This window comes from Streptomyces sp. BR1 (genome assembly GCF_052373795.1).
Classification (GTDB): domain Bacteria; phylum Actinomycetota; class Actinomycetes; order Streptomycetales; family Streptomycetaceae; genus Streptomyces.
The window spans coordinates 6,628,506-6,644,410 of the sequence record NZ_CM126252.1; the positions used below are offsets into that span (position 1 = coordinate 6,628,506).

Genomic DNA, 15,905 nt, shown 5'->3' on the forward strand with positions numbered 1-15,905 from the left:
GTCCTCAGATCGCAGGCAGACCCAGCGCGACCCGGGCCTCGTCCAGCACACGCCCGTCGAGGCCCGGCACGTTCATCCGGTTCTTGATCAGGGCGAACGAGAAGCGGTGGGCGGGGTCGGCGCAGGCCGTGGTGCCGCCCGAGCCGTTGGTGCCGAAGGCGCCGGCCGGGTAGCGCATCAGGGAACCCGGGCCGCCCAGCATGAAGCCGTAGCCCTTGAGGAGTTCGGAGCCGAGCGAGCGGTCCTTGCCCGAAGCCCTGGGGGTCGTGGCCGCCTTGAGGGTGGCGTCGGAGAGCAGGCGTACGCCGTCGATCTCGCCGCAGGCCAGCGCCGCGTACATCCGCGAGGCCGCCCGGGCGGTCATCGTGCCGTTGGCCGGGAGTGCGGCGCGGCGGTAGTCGGGGCGGTTCGCGAGCGAGGCCACCGGGAGCACCTGCCGGGGCGCGCAGACGAAGAAGGGCGCGCCCTCGGGGATGCGGTCCAGGAGCGCCGCCCAGCCGCCGTCGTAGCAGGTGGCGAGGCGGTCCGCGAGCCGGTCGGGGACGGCGAACAGCAGCGAGTCGGCGATCCCGAGCGGCGCCGCGATCTCGTCGCGCAGCAGCTCGTCGCAGGTGCGGCCGGTCGCCCGGCGCAGGATCTCCGCGAGCAGGATGCCGTACGTCCAGGCGTGGTAGCCGGTTTCGGTGCCCGGCTCCCACAGCGGCGCCTGCCCGGCCAGCCAGTCCCCGACCGCCGGGATGTCGAACAGCTCCTCGGGGGTGAGATCGGGTGGCAGCTGCGGCAGCCCGGCCGAGTGGGAGAGGAGCTGCCCGAGCGTGATCCGGTCCTTGCCGTTGGCCGCGAACTCCGGCCAGTGCGCCGCGATCGGGGTGTCGTAGTCGAGGACACCCTTGTCGACGAGGACCGCGACGAGAGCGGCGGCGACGCCCTTCCCGGTCGACCAGGACGGCACCAGCGTCTCGCCGTCCATGGGCCGCCCGGACTTGGTGTCGGCCAGGCCGGACCAGGCGTCGACGACGAGTTCGCCGTCGAGGTGGACGGCCACCTGGATGCCGGTCTCCTCACCGGACGCGGTGAGTTCGTCGAGGATCTCCTGGACCCTCGTCTGGGCGGCGTTCGACGGCGGTGCCTCGGTCATGTCACTTCTCCCCGTGTGGCGCAGGTGGCCGCCCGCGCACTGTGCGGCCACCGTCTTCGTGATCTCCCAGGTTACATACGTGCGAACTCCGCACCCGTGATCACCTGGAACGGCAGCCACGTCGAAGTGGCCGTCCCCGGCAGGCTGTTCCGGGTGCGGAGTGTGGTCAGCTCGTCGGCCGACAGCGCCTTGCGGGTGATCCGGAACTCATCGAGCGCCCCCGTCAGCGGCTCGGTCCCGTCGAACTCGGCGCCGAGCCGGAAGCCGTCCACGGCATACGTGTCGCCCACGGTCACCGAGCCCGCCAGGACCGCCGAGCTGCCCAGGGTCACGCCGTCGACGATCAGCAGCAGCTGTCCGCCGGAGCGCTCCAGGGCGACCTGGTGCCAGGCGCCGTCGCCGAAGCCCGCGGCCGCCGAGGTGTCCACGGCGGCCACCACGGTGGTCGCGGTGTCCGTCTCGAAGGCCGCGTACAGCCGGTCCCGCGAGGGCTGGGCCCGCAGCCGGATCTGTCGCTCGGAGGCGCCTGTTCCGTACGCCCGGAGGAGGACCTGGTCCGGACTGCCGCTGGTTGCCGAGTACTTGAGCCAGGTGCTGACCGTGAAGTCCGCCGAGCCGAGAGCGGTCGCCGCGCCGTACGGAAGGTCGACCGCGTCGTCCACCCCGTCGAAGGCGAGCGCGTTGCCGAACTTCCCGGGGACGGTGGCCGCGCCGCCCCGCACGAAGCCGTGGCCGCAGTGGACCGTGGAATCCGGCGTGGCCGGACCCGCGGGGGGCCGCACGACGTCCTTGGCCCCGGTGTACTGGTTCTCGAACGACCACCACAGCGCGGGCGGATCGGCCGGGTACGAGCCCGATGAACCGACCGCCGACCCCGCGACCGAGGCGATCTCGGCCGTGGTCAGCGCCCGGTGGTAGACCCGGAACTCGTCGACGGCGCCGGTGAGGACGCTGGTGCCGTCTGGCTTCGAGCCGACCCGCACCCCCTGCTGCCCGCTGCCCTGGGCGGGCGTGAGCGACCCGGTGAGACCGCCGACGGTGACCGGGGTGCGGGCGTCGACCCCGAGCGTGACCTTGTCGCCCGACCGCGTCAGGGTCATCAGATGCCAGGCGCCGTCCCCGTACGCGGTCGTCGAGGTGGTGTCCGGCAGGGCGACGGCGGCGGTGTTCGTGTCGGTCCGCACCCAGGCGTAGAGCCGGTCCTGCCCGGGCTGCGCGCGCACCCACAGCTGAGGGCTGGTGGCGCCCGAGCCGTACGCCCACACCAGGGCCTGGTCGGCGGTGGTGGAGCTCGCCGCGTACCGGAACCAGAGCGTGTACGTGAAGTCGCCCGAGCCGACGTCGAGCGTCGGAGAGAAGCCGGTCTCGCTGCCCGGATGCGCACTGTCGACGCTCGCCGCGCCCGAACCGATCCGGCCCGGCACCAGGGTCCGGGCGCCGCCGAGCAGGGTGCCGCTCGCGCAGTGGCCGGAGACGTCGTCCTCGATGGTGATCGTTCTGCGGTCCGGGACGACCGCCGTGTCGATCACCTGGAACGGCAGCCGGGCCCCCATCGAGCGGGTGGCCGCGTCGGTGTCCAGGGCGGTCGCGTTGGCCCGCACTTGAGTGAGCTGATGGTCCGTCAACGCTGTGCGGTAGAAGCGGAATTCATCGACAGAGCCACCGAACGCGTCGCTCGCCGTACTGTCGGACTTGGCGCCGATACGGATCCCCTCGACGCCGTTCTGCGGCGCGTCGGTGACCGATCCCGCGACGCCGGTCGCCGTTGCGCTGACCGTGCCGTCCACGGTCAGCCGGATCTGCGCGCCCGTTCGGATCAGCGCCACATGGTGCCACTGGTCGTCGCCGAACGCGACGGCAACCGACGGGTCGGTCAGGGTGAGCCGGGCCCCGCCGCTCGCGCCCCGGACCCAGGCGTAGAGCCGGTCGTCGGCGGGCTGGGTGCGCAGCCACACCTGCGGCTTGCCCGCCCCCTGCCCGTACGCCCAGAACAGCGCCTGCTGCTTGGAGGCGGTCGTGGCCGTGTACTTGAACCACATCGCGTACGTGAAGTCGCCCGCGCCCGGGTCCAGCGTCCTGGCGTACGGCACATCGGTGTAGTCGTCCGTCCCGTCGAGGACGAGCCCCTGCCCGAAGCGGCCGCTGCCGAGGGTCGCGTTGCCTTGCAGATAGGCGTCGTTGGCGTCCGGGCCCGCGTCGGGGCTGGTGCGGCCGGCCGTGGGGCTCTTCTGTGGGGAGCCCTTGCCGGTGAAGGTGCCGGGGACGCCCAGCGCGCCGGGCGTGGTCACGTTGAAGCGGATCTCGTCGGCGGAGTTGGTGGGGCCGCCCTCGTAGATCAGCCCGATCTCACCGGTGTCCAGCTCGGCGAGGTCGGAGTAGGAGGCGCGGTCGTTGCTGATGAGTCCGTTGGGGGCGGCGGTCCACGTGGTGCCCTGGTCGGTGGAATAGCGGATCTTCATCAGCTTGCGGTCGGAGGGGTCCGACGGCGCCGAGAAGATCATGGTGTCGCCCGGGGTGTGCTGACAGGTCTGACGCAGTGTCAGAGCGGAGCCCTGGACCTCCGGGGTGATCAGACTAGGCACGACGGTGGAGGCGGGGACGGTGGTGCCGCCATCGGTGCTCACCGCGCGCGTACGGTGGTCGGCGCTGCCCCCGATCTCGTTGCGGGACGCCAAGTAGACGCTGCCGCCCGGGAGTTCGGTCACCGAGACCTCGCCCGGTTTGACGGACCCGGCCGCGTACGAGTTGGCCGTGGAGCTCGCCTGCCAGGTGGCGCCGTGGTCGTCGGAGTACAGGACGCCCGCGTACCGGGTCGCCGAGTCCGGGATCTGGTGGGCGCCGACGACGAGCCGGCCCGCGTGCGGGCCCTCGGTGAGCTGGACGCCGTGCGAGGGGCCGGTGGCGAACCAGCCGTTGTTGGCCCCGCTGAACGTCGGCAGGGCCGTCGGCGTGCTCCAGCTGACCCCGTCGTCGTCGCTGCGCTGGACCCACGGCAGCCGGAGCCCGGTCGGGGTGGCCTCGTTGGAGGTGGACAGCAGGAACACGCTGCCGCTCTCGCGGTCCACCACGGGCGCCGGGTTGCCCCGGGTGTAGGGCGCGGTGGGGTCGTCGGGGCTGCCTTGGAGGACGACATGGGCCGGGCCCCAGGTGCGGCCGTCGTTGGTGGAGCGGCGCATCACCAGATCGATGTCGCCGCGATCGGCGCAGGTGGGCGACTTGCGCCCCTCGGCGAACGCCAGCAGGCTCCCGGACTTGGTCTTGACGAGTGCCGGAATCCGGTAGCACCCGTAACCGCCGACGCCGGAGCGGAACAGTACCTGCTCGGCGCCGACGAGGGCGCGCGAGGACGCGAGCGGGCCGCTCGCGGGCGCGGCGGGCGCGGCGAACAGGACGGCGACGGCCGCGACGGCGAGAGCGAGCAGGACGGCGGGGGAGCGGAACGGCGCCCGTCTGCGGCGGGTGACCAGGCGGGTGGCCAATGGGCCGCCTGGGGCCGGTGAGTTGTACGGGGTGAACGACATGGGGATCATGGTGATGATCGCGGGGTACAGGAATCAGCCAATATCGGGTGTTTTGGCGTTGAATGCCAGATGAAATCTGCGCGTCGCCCGTCATCCAGGAGCCACGTCTACACGTGCCGCCGTTGCCCCTTCTCCTGGCGCGGGAACGTCTGGTCGGCGCCTGGCAGCGTCGGCTTCGGCAGCGTCGCCACCTCCTTCTTCGCCTCCGCCAGCTGCTCGGCCGTGTTCTGGGGCAACTGAGGTGGGCGCGGCTGGGCCTGGGTGAAGCGGAAGGCCGAGGTGAAGTCGCCGAAGGTGCGCCGACGCCACTGGCTGATGTTGGGCTCCGCGACCCCGGTGAACGCCTCCAGGAACTGGAGCGCCGAGGTGTGGTCGAACGCCTCGCTCGCCACCCAACCACCCACGGTCCAGGGTGAGATGACGATCGTCGGGACCCGGAACCCGCCGCCGATGGGCAGACCCTGGACGAACTCGTCGGCCGCGCCCGCCCTCGGCGTCGGCGGGGCCACATGGTCGAACAGGCCGTCGTTCTCGTCGTAGCTGAGGATGAACGCGGTCTTCGCCCACACCTTCGGATTCGCGGCGATGGCCTCGATCTTCCGCGCCACGAAGTCAGCGCCCGCCGCCGGCAGATAGTCCGGGTGCTCGGACTGATAGCTCGTCGGCATGATCCAGGAGACCGCGGGCAGCCGGTCGGCCCGGGCGTCGTCCTCGAAGGTGCCCTCGGGCTGCGGGCGGACCCCGCGTTCGTACAGGTCGGAGCCGGGTTTTGCGTCCTTGAAGGTCTGGAACCGCTCCAGCATGTTGCAGCCGTAGTCGTCGTCCTGCTGGTACACCTTCCAGCTGACCCCGGCCGCCTGCAGCCGCTCGGCGTACGTCGTCCAGCGGTACGGCGTGGGCGCCAGGTTGTCGATGACCGGGCCGCCCAGGGTGCCGCCGGGGTCGATCGTGCCGGTCATCCAGTACAGCCGGTTCGGCCAGGTCGGGCCGAGGACCGAGCAGAAGTAGTGGTCGCAGACCGTGAAGGCCTCCGCGAGGGCGAACTGGAAGGGGATGTCCTTACGGGTGTAATACCCCATCACATAGGGACCGTTGACCCCGTCGGCCTTGCGGTGTGCGGGCAGCCACTGGTCCATCTTCCCGCCGTTCCACGCCTCGTGCTGCACGGACCAGGCGTGGCTGGTGGACGGGATGGCCTGGGCGCTGGAGTGGTGGGTGTCCAGGTGGAACGGGAGCGTGTAGCCGTCGGGGTTGACCGCGTCCGGTTGGTAGAAGACGGAACGGCCGCCGGGCAGCTTCAGCGCCTGTGGGTCGTCGAAGCCGCGTACGCCGGAGAGCGTGCCGAAGTAGTGGTCGAACGAGCGGTTCTCCTGCATCAGCAGCACGACGTGCTCGATGTCGCGGACGGACCCCCGGCGCGGCGGCCCGGCCGCCACGGCCTTCTGCACGCTGGGCGGCAGCAGCGAGAGCGCGGTCGCGCCACCCACCGCCGACCCGAGGAGTCTGCGTCGCGTCAACTCGGCCATGGACGTTCCCTCCCGGCCCGGCCGAAGGGGGGACCCGGGCCCGCCCGACCATAAGGGCCCGGTGCGCCGGGCCGGGGGAGCGGCGGGCGCGCCGGTCAAAGGTGTGACGGTCCTACGGGATGAGGGAAGTGGGAACGATGCGGCGGTCAGGCGCGCGCCGCCCGCAGCAGTACGGCCGCCGCCTCGCGTGCCTGGAGCGCGGGCTTGCGGTTCTCGAAGATCCCGGCGGTCACCATCGCGCCCTCGGCGAGCAGCGTCAGATGGTCGGCCAAGCTCGCGGGCAGCCCCGCGTCGGCGACCAGGCCGCCCACGTACGTACGGAAGGCGCGCTTGTGGGCGCGGGCCTGGGCGGCCACGCGCGGCGAAGTGGCGCCGAGTTCCCCGTACGCGTTGATCCAGGCGCAACCGCGAAAGCCCGGTTCGCCGAACCAGCGGTGCAGATGGTCGAAGACGGCCAGGATTCGCTCATCGGGCGTCTCATGCCGCTCGACGTGGTCGGCGAGGCGGCCGCGCCAGACGGTGTCCCGGCGCTCCAGATACGCCTCGACCAGCTGGTCCTTGGCGGGGAAGAGTCCGTACAGGCGCTTGAGGGAGAGCCCGGAGGCGCCCCGGATCTCGTCCATGCCGACGCTTTGCACGCCCCGGGCGTAGAACAGCGACTCGGCGGCGTCCAGTGCCCGCTCCCGTGCGTCCGCGCTGTCCATGACTCCACCACTCCTTGAAATGAGAACGACCGTTCTCTAGAGTAGCCGCAAGCGAGGGAGAACGCTCGTTCTCCCCGCCCCGACCCAAGCGTTCTGAACCTCGGACCGAAGGAAGCCGCCATGGATGCCCGCCCGCCCCTGCCCCCGTTCGACCTGGACACCGCCCGGCTGAAGGTCCAGGCCGCCGAGGACGCCTGGAACACCCGCGACCCGCAGAAGGTCTCGCTCGCGTACACGGAGGACTCCCGCTGGCGCAACCGCGACACCTTCGTCACCGGGCGCGCCGAGATCGTCGAGATGCTCACCGCGAAGTGGAACCGTGAACTCGACTACGCCCTGCGCAAGGAGCTGTGGGCGTTCGAGGGCAACCGCATCGCGGTGCGTTTCCAGTACGAGTGCCGCGACGCCTCGGGACAGTGGTGGCGCAGTTACGGAAATGAACTCTGGGAGTTCGACGAGCGCGGTCTGATGGCGCGCCGCGAGGCGAGCATCAATGACGTGGCCATCGCACAGTCGGATCGGAGGATCTTCGGAACACGCCCCGAATCCGAGCGAGGAGTGCCCTTTCCGCTCCGCTGAACAGGGGAATTTTGGAGTGGTTGGGTGAGCCGGGTCGTTCTTCCAGGGCGGTAGGTGTCCGTCGGAAATCCTTGGACCCAAAGGGATGGAAGTACACATGAAGCTCACCAAGCGGGCCGGCCTCGCGGCCATGATGACGTGCATGGCCACGGCGGCGGCGGTCGCGCCCGCCGCCGCCGGACAGTCGGTACCCGTGGTGGTACCGCTGGAAGGCCTGGAGACGGCCCTGCCGCTCGACGCCCCCACGGTGAGCACCGGCGTACCGATCCCGATGCCCGGCTCGCCCGGCGGCCCCCGGCATGTGGTCGGCTCCCTGCTGCCGTCCCCGGTGCTGCCCTCGCTCCCGATCACCACCGAGGTGCCGTCCACCCTGCTCAAAGCGCCTCTGAAGGACCCGCTGACCGACGACCATCTCGGCTCGGCCGCCCTCGCGACGCCGGAGTCCCCGCTGCGCGCCGAGAGCCCGGGGGCGATCCTCGGCGCGCCGCTCACGCCGCCGAAGGCCGAGCTGTTCGGGCTGCCGGCCCTCGACGAGCCGCACGCCGGTCTGCTCGCCCCGACCCTGCAGGGCTCGCCGGCCGCCAACCTGGGTCTGGTGTAACCGCACGTGCATTTAGCGCATCGAGTGTCTGTGTGTCAAGGGCACTAGAAATGCTCGGACTTGGGCTCGTAGCGTCGGAAGCGCCCCCACTGATGGACGAAGGAGCTCTTCCATGGACCACTCACGTCTTGTCGCGGTCGCCGAATACGTCAACCGGAATGCCCCCCACCTTGCATTCGAGAAGTCGTCATTCAGTGACCTCGACTACTCCAAGGATTGCGTCGGATTCGCCGTCGACGGTGACAGCGTCGCGGTGACCCATACGAAGCACGCCGACGCGCCCGTGCTCCGCTACAGCCGCTCCGAGATCGCCGCCATGGTCCGTGCGGCGAAAGCGGGACAGCTGGACAAGTTCTGCTGAGCCGGCACCCTCGCATCGCCCGCGGCCGCCCCCGACATACGGCCGCGGGCGATGCGCTGTTCTGATCTTGTGCTGGTGAGCGCAATGTTCCGGCCGAATCGGTGGCGTCGGACACCCACTTGTGAAGCCGTCCTCACAAGATCCCAGTGCCCGCCCGGGTGCCCCGCGCCCCGGTGACGACGGGGTCACAGGCGGTTGCGACGCCCGGCGGTGCGGGGATCGGCCGTCCCCGTACGGGGTACGAGATCCCCGAGGGCATACGAATTTGCGTCATCGTCCGCACACTTTCCACATCCGTGGGCGAATTTGTTCGCGAAGTCGGTCACTATCACGGCCGTTGAGTACGTCATAGAAGCGGATACCGAACAACACCCGGCGAGCGGCCGCCGGTGACTGTCCCGACAAGGGGGGCGACATGGAAGAGATCTGCGTTCCACTGTATGTCGAACTACTGCACGAGGGTGATGCCATGACCCCTGTGGAGGCTCTGATGGCTTACGACCCCGCGGACCCGCTCGCGGTATCCGTGGAATTCGTCTGCGGCAATGGCATGCATACGACATGGACCATGGGCCGGGACCTCGTGGCCGAGGGGCTCGGCTCCCGCTGCCCGGTGGGCCTGGGCGATGTGCGCGTATGGCAGTACGGCGAGAGCGGGTTACGGATCCGGCTCCACTCGGACGAGGGCAGCGCCGACCTGCTCGCCGAGCTGGAGGACGTGGCCGACTTCCTCTCCCGTACGTATCAACTCGTCCCGGAGGGACGCGAGTTGGACGGTATCGACGTCGACGAGGTGATACGGATGCTGCTGGCGGCGACGCCCGTGCAGGGGAGCTGCTGGTGCGGCCGGGAGTGCCCGTGCCACGACCACGGCACCGGGTGACATCGCCTCTCGGACACGGGGCTCAGTGCATGGGGGAGGCCCCGAACATGGCGAGGCGGTCCGCCGTCGTGCTGTTCGGCGGCGGGGTGAACAGGACCAGGCGGTGATCGCCCTCGGGGGCGAGCAGCACCTGGCAGAACAGGTCGAACGGGCCGAGCTTCGGGTGGAGGACCCGGACACGGTCGCGCCGCCGCACCGCGACCTCGTGCAGCTCCCACAGCTCGGTGAACTCCGGACTCGCGCCGTGCAGCCGTGAGATCAGCCGGGCCGACTCCGCGTCGCCGAAGCGACGTGCCGCCGCCGCGCGCAGATCGGCCACGTGCAGATGGCTGTAGTAGCTGTGCTCCTCCTCCGGGTACGGAGCCCGGGCCTCCGGCACGGTGAACCAGCGCCACGCCACGTTGCGCCCGTGCTCGGAGTCCGCGCAGACCTCGCCGAGCAGCGCCCGGGCCATCCGGTTCTGGACGAGGATGTCGCCGAGGTCGCTCAGCACCACGGCCGGGGTGGTGGGCAGTTGGTCGAGCAGATGCAGCAGGCCGGGGCTGACCTCGCCGTCAGAGGAGTGCGCGGCGGGCGGCCGGTGGCCGGAGAGAAAGTACAGATGGTCGCGCTCGTCGTCACTCAGCCGCAGCGCGCGGGCGAGCGCGCCGAGCATCTGCGGCGAGGGCTGCGGCCCGCGGGCCTGCTCAAGCCGGATGTAGTAGTCGGCCGACATCCCGGCGAGCTGGGCGACCTCTTCCCGCCGCAGTCCGGGCGTGCGGCGGCGCGGCCCGGCGGGCAGCCCGGCGTTCTGCGGGGTGACCCGGTCACGGCAGCGGCGCAGGAAATCGGCGAGCTGGCGGCGGTCGGTCGTCATGATCCACATAATGGCGGAACCCGGAAGCGAGAACCAGGGACCGTCGGTACCAGGGTGCCCTGGACTCCGGCTCAACCCCCGATCTCCTCCCGCCACAACAGTGCCGTCACCCGCTCGGTGCCCGCCGCGAGATGCCTGCGGTAGGTGGTCATCGGCAGACCCAGGAGCTCGGCGGCGCGCTGCTGGGTCGCGGCGGGCCTGAGGTAGGTGTGGTGCAGCGCGCGAAAGGCCCGGCGGTCCGCCGCCGAGGCTTCGAGCGCCGAAGCCGCCGCGTCGATCGCCTCCCGCAGTGCCGCCGTCCGTTCGCGCGGCCCGGCATCCGTACCGCAACGGGCGCTCACGATACGGGTGTTGAGCAGCGGCGAGTCATCGAGCCCGTCCGCCCGGCGCAGCCCCCGCAGCGCGTCGCGCACCCCGGCCTCGAAGGCGGCGCGGTCCAGCGGTTCGGATCCCTGTACGGGCGCGGGAGCGGGCACCGAGAGCGGATCGTCCGTCGCCCCGCGCGCGGTGAGCAGCCGCAGCCAGGCGGCCCCCGGCGTGCGCCGCCAGTCGTGCGTGAACATCCCGTACGTGGTCCCCGCCACCGTGAAGTCCGCCTCCGGCAGCCGCGCGAAGTCGACATACGCGCACCCCGTCGCCCAGAACTCAGGGTCGGCGAACGGCAGCAGGGTCACGGCGGGCCTGCGGCCGGTGAGGTAGTGATGGGTCAGCCGCAGGGTGATCAGCGTCTGCACGGGCGACACGCTCTGATACGTGTCCGCGCTCATCCAGAACCGTACGAGCAGCGCCTGTTCACCCGCCCGCAGCCCGCCCGGACCCGCCAGCCACGCCCGCGCGGCCCGGACGGCCGGGTCGTGCGCGGCGTCCTCCGGGTCGTCCGCCGTCAGCCACATCAGCGCGTAGAAACCGGCGAGTTGGCGTCCTGCATCCCGGGTGTGCTCGTGCACGGTGTACGCCTCGCACCCGGGCACCGCGTCGAGCCGGGCCCGCAGCAGTGCCGCCGACTCCGCCCCTTCGTGCCGCGCGGTGAGGGCACAGAGCCCGTCCGCCTCGTCGGCCGTGGTGGCGGAGACCGTCAGCCTCTCCATCACATCGTGGGACGAAAGGGCGGGCGCCAACAGCGGCCCGACCAGGGGGCTTTCGCGGTGCAGATAGGCGTAGTCGGCGAGCACGGCACGCTGGCGGGCCAGGTCGGTGTCGTCGAAGAGGCGGTGGTAGTACGCCCCGGCGCGCCGCAGGATCTCGCCGTGCAGATCCGGGTGGCGCCAGCGCAGTTCGGCGTCCAGTGCCTCCCGCACCAGATCGTGCGGCCGGATGCCGCGCCGCGCGTACTCCACGGCCGACAGGGTCCGCAGCCACTCGAACAGCGGCCGGGCGTCCGCCACATCGAGCAGTGCGGCGAGCAGTGGCTCGGTCGTCACCAGGACCTGCGCCGAGGCTTCGAGCGCGGTGCGGTGCAGCGGCGAGGGCACGGCTTCCAGGAGGCAGTCGAGGAGCGCCCGGACGATGTGCGGCGAATCGGCGGGGGAGAGGGGAGCGGCTGCGCCCTGGGCCCGGACGTCGGCGGTCAGCGCGAGCGCGAGGGGGTGGCCGCGCGCGAACGCCAGCGTGCGGTCCTCCTCCTGGGCCTGCCGCATCCCGCGCAGCCGCAACAGGCGCCTGCTGTCCGCCTGATCGAGGGGGCCGAGCGGCAGCGTGTGCAGCAGCTCGTGCCACGCCGGGTCGACCCGCCAGGCGAGCGGGGGCGCGGTGCGCGCGGCGAGCACGGTCACCATGTCGGAGAGCAGCAGCGGGGGCAGCTCGTCGCGCAGCACCTCCTCGGCAAGACCGTCCGCCGAGTCGAGCAGCAGCACGGAACCCGGCTCGGGCACCGGCACCGTACGGCCGCCCGGCAGCAGCAGATCGCGGGCGTCCAGGAACGCGGTGCCGCGCCCGGCCCGGGTCGCGATCCCGGCGAAGTGGTGCAGCAGGGTCGTCTTGCCGATGCCGCCGGGCCCATGGACGTACAGCACGGAACCCGAACCGCGTTCAAGGAGTGTCTCGAAGACGGCGCTCTCCTGGCGGCGGCCGACGAATCCGCGCTCGCGCGCCGCCGCGAAGCGGTCGGTCAGCCGCCCGCCGAGCTGGTGGCCGGTCACGTCCCCAGTATGGCGGTCATGGTGGCGAATCGGCCGTGAACCGGACAGCGAATGGTCTGCAAACCGGATATCCGGCGGCCGTAACGTCCTTGCTGTCGACGGGAGTTCGACCGGATTCCCGCAGCAGATCAGGAGGGGCAGAGATGAACACCACCACGGCGACGACGGTCAGGAACGGCACCGGGCGGCGGGTCCGGCTCGGCATCGCGGCCGGGTTCGTGGCGTCCGGGGCGGCCGCGCTCGCGCTGCTCGCGGCGGCCGGACCGGCTTCCGCCGCCCAGTTCTACGGCGGCACGCTCCACCCGGGTGAGCAGCGCTGTGTCCAGCAGCACGCCAACCACAAGGTGCGGGCGGACGGCCAGGCGACCGGGCAGGGCGCCAAGTTCAAGGTGCAGTTCCAGGGCGCGACCGTGCCCGGCACCGGCTCGCCCGGACTGGTGAACGCCTGGGCCGCCGAACTGCGCGACGACAGCGGTACGTTCCCGGGCGCGGGCGACTACACCGCCTGCGCGACCAACAACGGAACCACCGACACGAACGTACGGCTGACGCTGAAGACGGACGCGGAGTTCTGAACTCCGGGACCGGTTCGCATTCCGTAAGACTGGTGCAAGGCAACCGACAGAGCCGCGGCCACGATGGGGTTCATGGAACCCACGACGCAGCGCAACGAGGCGGCCGACAGGCTGCTCGTCGACATCGTGGAAGCGGTTCTGGCCCGTACGGGGGGCGGGCCAGCCACCGGTCGATGGCGGGTGAGGGAGGGGGAGTTCTGGTGTTTCGTCTCGCCTCCCGACGAGCCGTCGCGGGTCCAGGGCTGGAAGCTGCACATCGCGGCCACGCCGCTGTCGGCGCCGCTGGTCCTGGCGCGGGCGGCCGCCGTGCTCGTCCGCCACGGGTGCCGGTTCAAGTTCGCCGGGACCGTCGGCCGTACCGGTGAGTTGGTCGCCCACCGGTACGACCGGGGCGGCGGGGGCAAGTTCCTCACCGTCTATCCGGAGGGCGGTGACGCCTGGCTGCGGAACCTGGCGAAGGAGCTGCACGAGGCGACGCTGGGGCTGCCCGGGCCCGCGATCCTCTCCGACCGGCCGTGTTTTCCGCACAGCCTGGTGCACTACCGGTACGGGGTGTTCACCGGAGTGCGCGCGCTCGGTGACGACGGCGCTCTCGGGGCGATGCTGGTCGCGCCCGACGGGCGGCTCGTCCCCGACCGGCGCCGGGCCTGGTTCGCGCCGCCGCCGTGGGCGCCGCGCGACCCGTTCGCGCACGGCGAGTCCACCGGGGTGCCGCCGGAGCGGCCCGCCCCGGCCGCCGTGCTCCTCGACGGCCGCTATCTGGTGCAGGGGGCGATACGGCACGCGTTCGGGGGCGGGGTGTTCCGGGGCGTCGACGAGACCACCGGCCTGCCGGTCATCATCAAACAGGCGCGCCCGCACTCGGCCGCCGCCCTGACCGGCGAGGACGCCCGGGATCTTCGGCGCCACGAGGCGGCGATGCTGGAGGCGTTCGCCGGGAGCGGCTTCACGCCGGGCCTGGTCGCGCTCTTCGAGCAGCAGCGCGATCTGTTCCTGGTCCAGGAGGCGCTGGACGGAGTGACGCTTCGCCAATGGGTCCTGGACAGGCTGGAGTTCGACGAAGACAAGGGATGGGGGATACCGCTCGCCGACGCCCTGCGCCGGGCGCGCGCCCTCGCCTGTCTGATGCGGCTCGTCCACGCCGAGGGCTGGGTGCTGAGGGACTTCAACCCGAACAATGTGATGGTCGCCGACAGCGGTGAAGTGCATCTGATCGACCTGGAGATGCTCGCGCGGCCCGGCGAGCCCGCCCGGCGGATCCACACCCCCGGATACGCGGCGCCGGAACAGCTGACCGCACCGGGGTACGGCCCCGCACCCGGCATCGCGTCCGACCTCTTCAGCTTCGGCGCGACCCTCTTCCATCTCGTCACCGGGGTCGATCCGCTGCTCGCCGCCGACGACCCGGGCGGACGCACCCACGCCGAGCGTTTGGCGAACTGGCTCACCCGGCTGGCCCCGGGCAATACGGCGGCCCGGCTGCTCGCCCCGCTCGTCGTCGCCCTGCTCGACGAGGACCCGGCCCGGCGCCCCGGCCTCGACGAGGTCCTGGACCGGCTGGCCGAGACGGCCCGCGCCGCCGACGAACACGGCGACATGGTGCAGGAGTCCGAAGGCAGTACCGAAGCCGAGTCGATGGAGCTGATCACGCACGGCGTCGCCCATCTGCTCGCCACCATGGAGACGGGCTGCCCGGACCGGCTCTGGCCCTCGGGGCCGGTCGGCGCCGCGACGGACGCGTTCGCCGTCCAGCACGGTGCGGCGGGCGTCCTAGGGGTGCTGGTGCGCGCGTACGAGACCGGCGAGGATCCGGCGGTGCTCGACGCGGTCCGGGGTGCGGCCGACTGGATCAGCCACCGGGTCGGCCGCGAGCCGCGCACCTTGCCCGGGCTGCACTACGGCCGCTCGGGCACGGCCTGGGCGCTGCTCGACGCGGCCCAACTCCTGGGCGACGACACGCTGTTGGGGCATGCCATGGAGCTGGCGGCCCGGGTGCCGGTCCGCTGGCCGAGCCCCGATGTCTGCCATGGGGTGGCGGGGGCGGGGCTCACACAGCTGAGGTTCTGGGAGGCCACCTGGGACCGGCGCTTTCTGGACCGCGCCCAGGAGGCGGGCGCCGCACTCGCCGCCATGGCGCACCGGCGCGGGGGGCAGCTGGTGTGGCCGGTGCCGCGCGAGATCCTGGGCACGCCGGACGACGTCGTCCACTACGGCTTCGCCCATGGCGTCGCGGGCATCGGCGCGTTCCTGCTCGCCCTCGCCCGGGCGACCGGCACCCCGGCGTACGAGGAACTCGCCGTGGAGGCGGCCCAGACGCTGCTCGACGTGGCCGAGGTGGCGGACGGGGCCGCGTACTGGCGCTCCGGGGAGCCAGGCGGCCCGCGCAAGACGCACTGGTGCAGCGGCTCCTCGGGGGTGGGGACGTTCCTGGTGCGGGTCTGGCAGGAGACCGGCGAGGCCGAGTTCCTGGAGTGCGCGCGCCAGGCTGCGGTGGCGGTGCGCCGCTCGCGCCGGCACATCGGAACATCCCAGTGCCACGGCCTGGCCGGGGACGGCGAGTTCCTGCTCGACCTGGCGGACGCCTGCGCCGACCCCGCGTACCGCGCATGGGCCGGGGAACTCGCGGTGGCGCTCCACGCGCGCACGGTCCGGCGCGGCGGGCGCACGCTGCTGCCGGACGACAGCGGCACCCAGGTGTGGGCCGACTACGGCACCGGCCTGTCGGGCGCGCTCGCCTTCCTGCTGCGGTACGTCCACGGGGGTCCGCGGCTGTGGCTGCCGCGTGCGCTCACGGCCACACGGGCCCAGCACTCCGGCATCGTCACGATGTCGGCCCGAGAGCACGCCGAGAGGGGGTGAACACCGTGATGGAATCCGATGTGACCGCTCTTCAGATGCTTGAGGAAGAGGAGGCACCCGGCTCCGAGTCCTGGCCGCCGCCCACCGCCGGCTCGTGTTGCAGCACCTTCTGAACGACCCGGTCCCCGGTCACCGTTGCCGAGCGGGAGCGGCAACGGTGACCC

The 15,905-nt window shown here is 71.9% G+C and carries 12 protein-coding genes; 6 read left to right on the top strand and 6 right to left on the bottom strand.

The genetic code is table 11. The features are described from left to right. Positions 1 to 4: 4 nt before the first annotated feature. The 4 genes from ACT1U9_RS29140 to ACT1U9_RS29155 form a co-directional block, all read right to left on the bottom strand. Positions 5 to 1,138, bottom strand: a complete 1,134-nt coding sequence (locus ACT1U9_RS29140; RefSeq protein WP_444535596.1) for a serine hydrolase domain-containing protein — start codon at positions 1,136 to 1,138, stop codon at positions 5 to 7. Between the two features lie 71 nt (positions 1,139 to 1,209). Continuing rightward, positions 1,210 to 4,659 carry a LamG-like jellyroll fold domain-containing protein gene (locus tag ACT1U9_RS29145; protein WP_444535597.1) on the bottom strand — a complete coding sequence of 1,150 codons (3,450 nt, stop codon included), beginning with the start codon at positions 4,657 to 4,659 and terminating at the stop codon, positions 1,210 to 1,212. Positions 4,660 to 4,766: 107 nt separating this feature from the next. Beyond that, a complete protein-coding gene (locus ACT1U9_RS29150) occupies positions 4,767 to 6,185 on the bottom strand; it encodes an alkaline phosphatase family protein (protein ID WP_444535598.1) in 1,419 nt (472 codons plus the stop codon). A gap of 146 nt (positions 6,186 to 6,331) precedes the next feature. Further along, positions 6,332 to 6,889 carry a TetR/AcrR family transcriptional regulator gene (locus tag ACT1U9_RS29155; RefSeq protein ID WP_444535599.1) on the bottom strand — a complete coding sequence of 186 codons (558 nt, stop codon included), beginning with the start codon at positions 6,887 to 6,889 and terminating at the stop codon, positions 6,332 to 6,334. 120 nt (positions 6,890 to 7,009) lie between these two features. On the opposite strand from ACT1U9_RS29155, the gene ACT1U9_RS29160 reads away from it, so the two are divergent. The 4 genes from ACT1U9_RS29160 (at position 7,010) to ACT1U9_RS29175 (ending at position 9,313) form a co-directional block, all read left to right on the top strand. Beyond that, the gene (locus tag ACT1U9_RS29160) at positions 7,010 to 7,468 is read left to right on the top strand and encodes a nuclear transport factor 2 family protein (RefSeq protein WP_444535600.1); all 459 of its coding nucleotides are present in this window, start codon (positions 7,010 to 7,012) and stop codon (positions 7,466 to 7,468) included. Between the two features lie 97 nt (positions 7,469 to 7,565). Continuing rightward, complete coding sequence (locus ACT1U9_RS29165) at positions 7,566 to 8,069, top strand: hypothetical protein (protein WP_444535601.1); 504 nt, start codon at positions 7,566 to 7,568, stop codon at positions 8,067 to 8,069. Between the two features lie 112 nt (positions 8,070 to 8,181). Beyond that, positions 8,182 to 8,430 carry a DUF397 domain-containing protein gene (locus tag ACT1U9_RS29170; RefSeq protein WP_444535602.1) on the top strand — a complete coding sequence of 83 codons (249 nt, stop codon included), beginning with the start codon at positions 8,182 to 8,184 and terminating at the stop codon, positions 8,428 to 8,430. A gap of 490 nt (positions 8,431 to 8,920) precedes the next feature. Beyond that, the gene (locus ACT1U9_RS29175) at positions 8,921 to 9,313 is read left to right on the top strand and encodes an SsgA family sporulation/cell division regulator (RefSeq protein WP_444535603.1); all 393 of its coding nucleotides are present in this window, start codon (positions 8,921 to 8,923) and stop codon (positions 9,311 to 9,313) included. A gap of 22 nt (positions 9,314 to 9,335) precedes the next feature. Here ACT1U9_RS29175 and ACT1U9_RS29180 read toward each other — a convergent pair whose 3' ends face one another. Both ACT1U9_RS29180 and ACT1U9_RS29185 read right to left on the bottom strand, forming a co-directional pair. Beyond that, positions 9,336 to 10,169: a helix-turn-helix transcriptional regulator gene (locus ACT1U9_RS29180; RefSeq protein ID WP_444535604.1), complete on the bottom strand. Its 834-nt coding sequence runs from the start codon at positions 10,167 to 10,169 to the stop codon at positions 9,336 to 9,338. Between the two features lie 71 nt (positions 10,170 to 10,240). After that, the gene (locus ACT1U9_RS29185) at positions 10,241 to 12,307 is read right to left on the bottom strand and encodes a hypothetical protein (RefSeq protein WP_444535605.1); all 2,067 of its coding nucleotides are present in this window, start codon (positions 12,305 to 12,307) and stop codon (positions 10,241 to 10,243) included. 143 nt (positions 12,308 to 12,450) lie between these two features. On the opposite strand from ACT1U9_RS29185, the gene ACT1U9_RS29190 reads away from it, so the two are divergent. Together ACT1U9_RS29190 and lanL are read left to right on the top strand one after the other, a co-directional pair. After that, positions 12,451 to 12,882, top strand: a complete 432-nt coding sequence (locus ACT1U9_RS29190; RefSeq protein WP_444535606.1) for a hypothetical protein — start codon at positions 12,451 to 12,453, stop codon at positions 12,880 to 12,882. A gap of 72 nt (positions 12,883 to 12,954) precedes the next feature. After that, positions 12,955 to 15,741, top strand: coding sequence for a class IV lanthionine synthetase LanL (gene lanL / locus ACT1U9_RS29195; protein ID WP_444535607.1), 2,787 nt, complete (start codon positions 12,955 to 12,957; stop codon positions 15,739 to 15,741). The last annotated feature ends 164 nt before the right edge of the window (positions 15,742 to 15,905 follow it).

Excerpts from the sequence above, each read along its gene's own strand:
- ACT1U9_RS29160 (WP_444535600.1), top strand. The coding sequence starts at position 7,010 with ATGGATGCCCGCCCGCCCCTGCCCCCGTTCGACCTGGACACCGCCCGG.
- ACT1U9_RS29170 (WP_444535602.1), top strand. The coding sequence starts at position 8,182 with ATGGACCACTCACGTCTTGTCGCGGTCGCCGAATACGTCAACCGGAAT.
- ACT1U9_RS29140 (WP_444535596.1), bottom strand. The coding sequence starts at position 1,138 with ATGACCGAGGCACCGCCGTCGAACGCCGCCCAGACGAGGGTCCAGGAG.
- ACT1U9_RS29165 (WP_444535601.1), top strand. The coding sequence starts at position 7,566 with ATGAAGCTCACCAAGCGGGCCGGCCTCGCGGCCATGATGACGTGCATG.
- ACT1U9_RS29155 (WP_444535599.1), bottom strand. The coding sequence starts at position 6,889 with ATGGACAGCGCGGACGCACGGGAGCGGGCACTGGACGCCGCCGAGTCG.
- ACT1U9_RS29145 (WP_444535597.1), bottom strand. The coding sequence starts at position 4,659 with ATGTCGTTCACCCCGTACAACTCACCGGCCCCAGGCGGCCCATTGGCC.
- ACT1U9_RS29150 (WP_444535598.1), bottom strand. The coding sequence starts at position 6,185 with ATGGCCGAGTTGACGCGACGCAGACTCCTCGGGTCGGCGGTGGGTGGC.
- ACT1U9_RS29190 (WP_444535606.1), top strand. The coding sequence starts at position 12,451 with ATGAACACCACCACGGCGACGACGGTCAGGAACGGCACCGGGCGGCGG.
- ACT1U9_RS29180 (WP_444535604.1), bottom strand. The coding sequence starts at position 10,169 with ATGACGACCGACCGCCGCCAGCTCGCCGATTTCCTGCGCCGCTGCCGT.
- ACT1U9_RS29175 (WP_444535603.1), top strand. The coding sequence starts at position 8,921 with ATGGCTTACGACCCCGCGGACCCGCTCGCGGTATCCGTGGAATTCGTC.
- lanL (WP_444535607.1), top strand. The coding sequence starts at position 12,955 with ATGGAACCCACGACGCAGCGCAACGAGGCGGCCGACAGGCTGCTCGTC.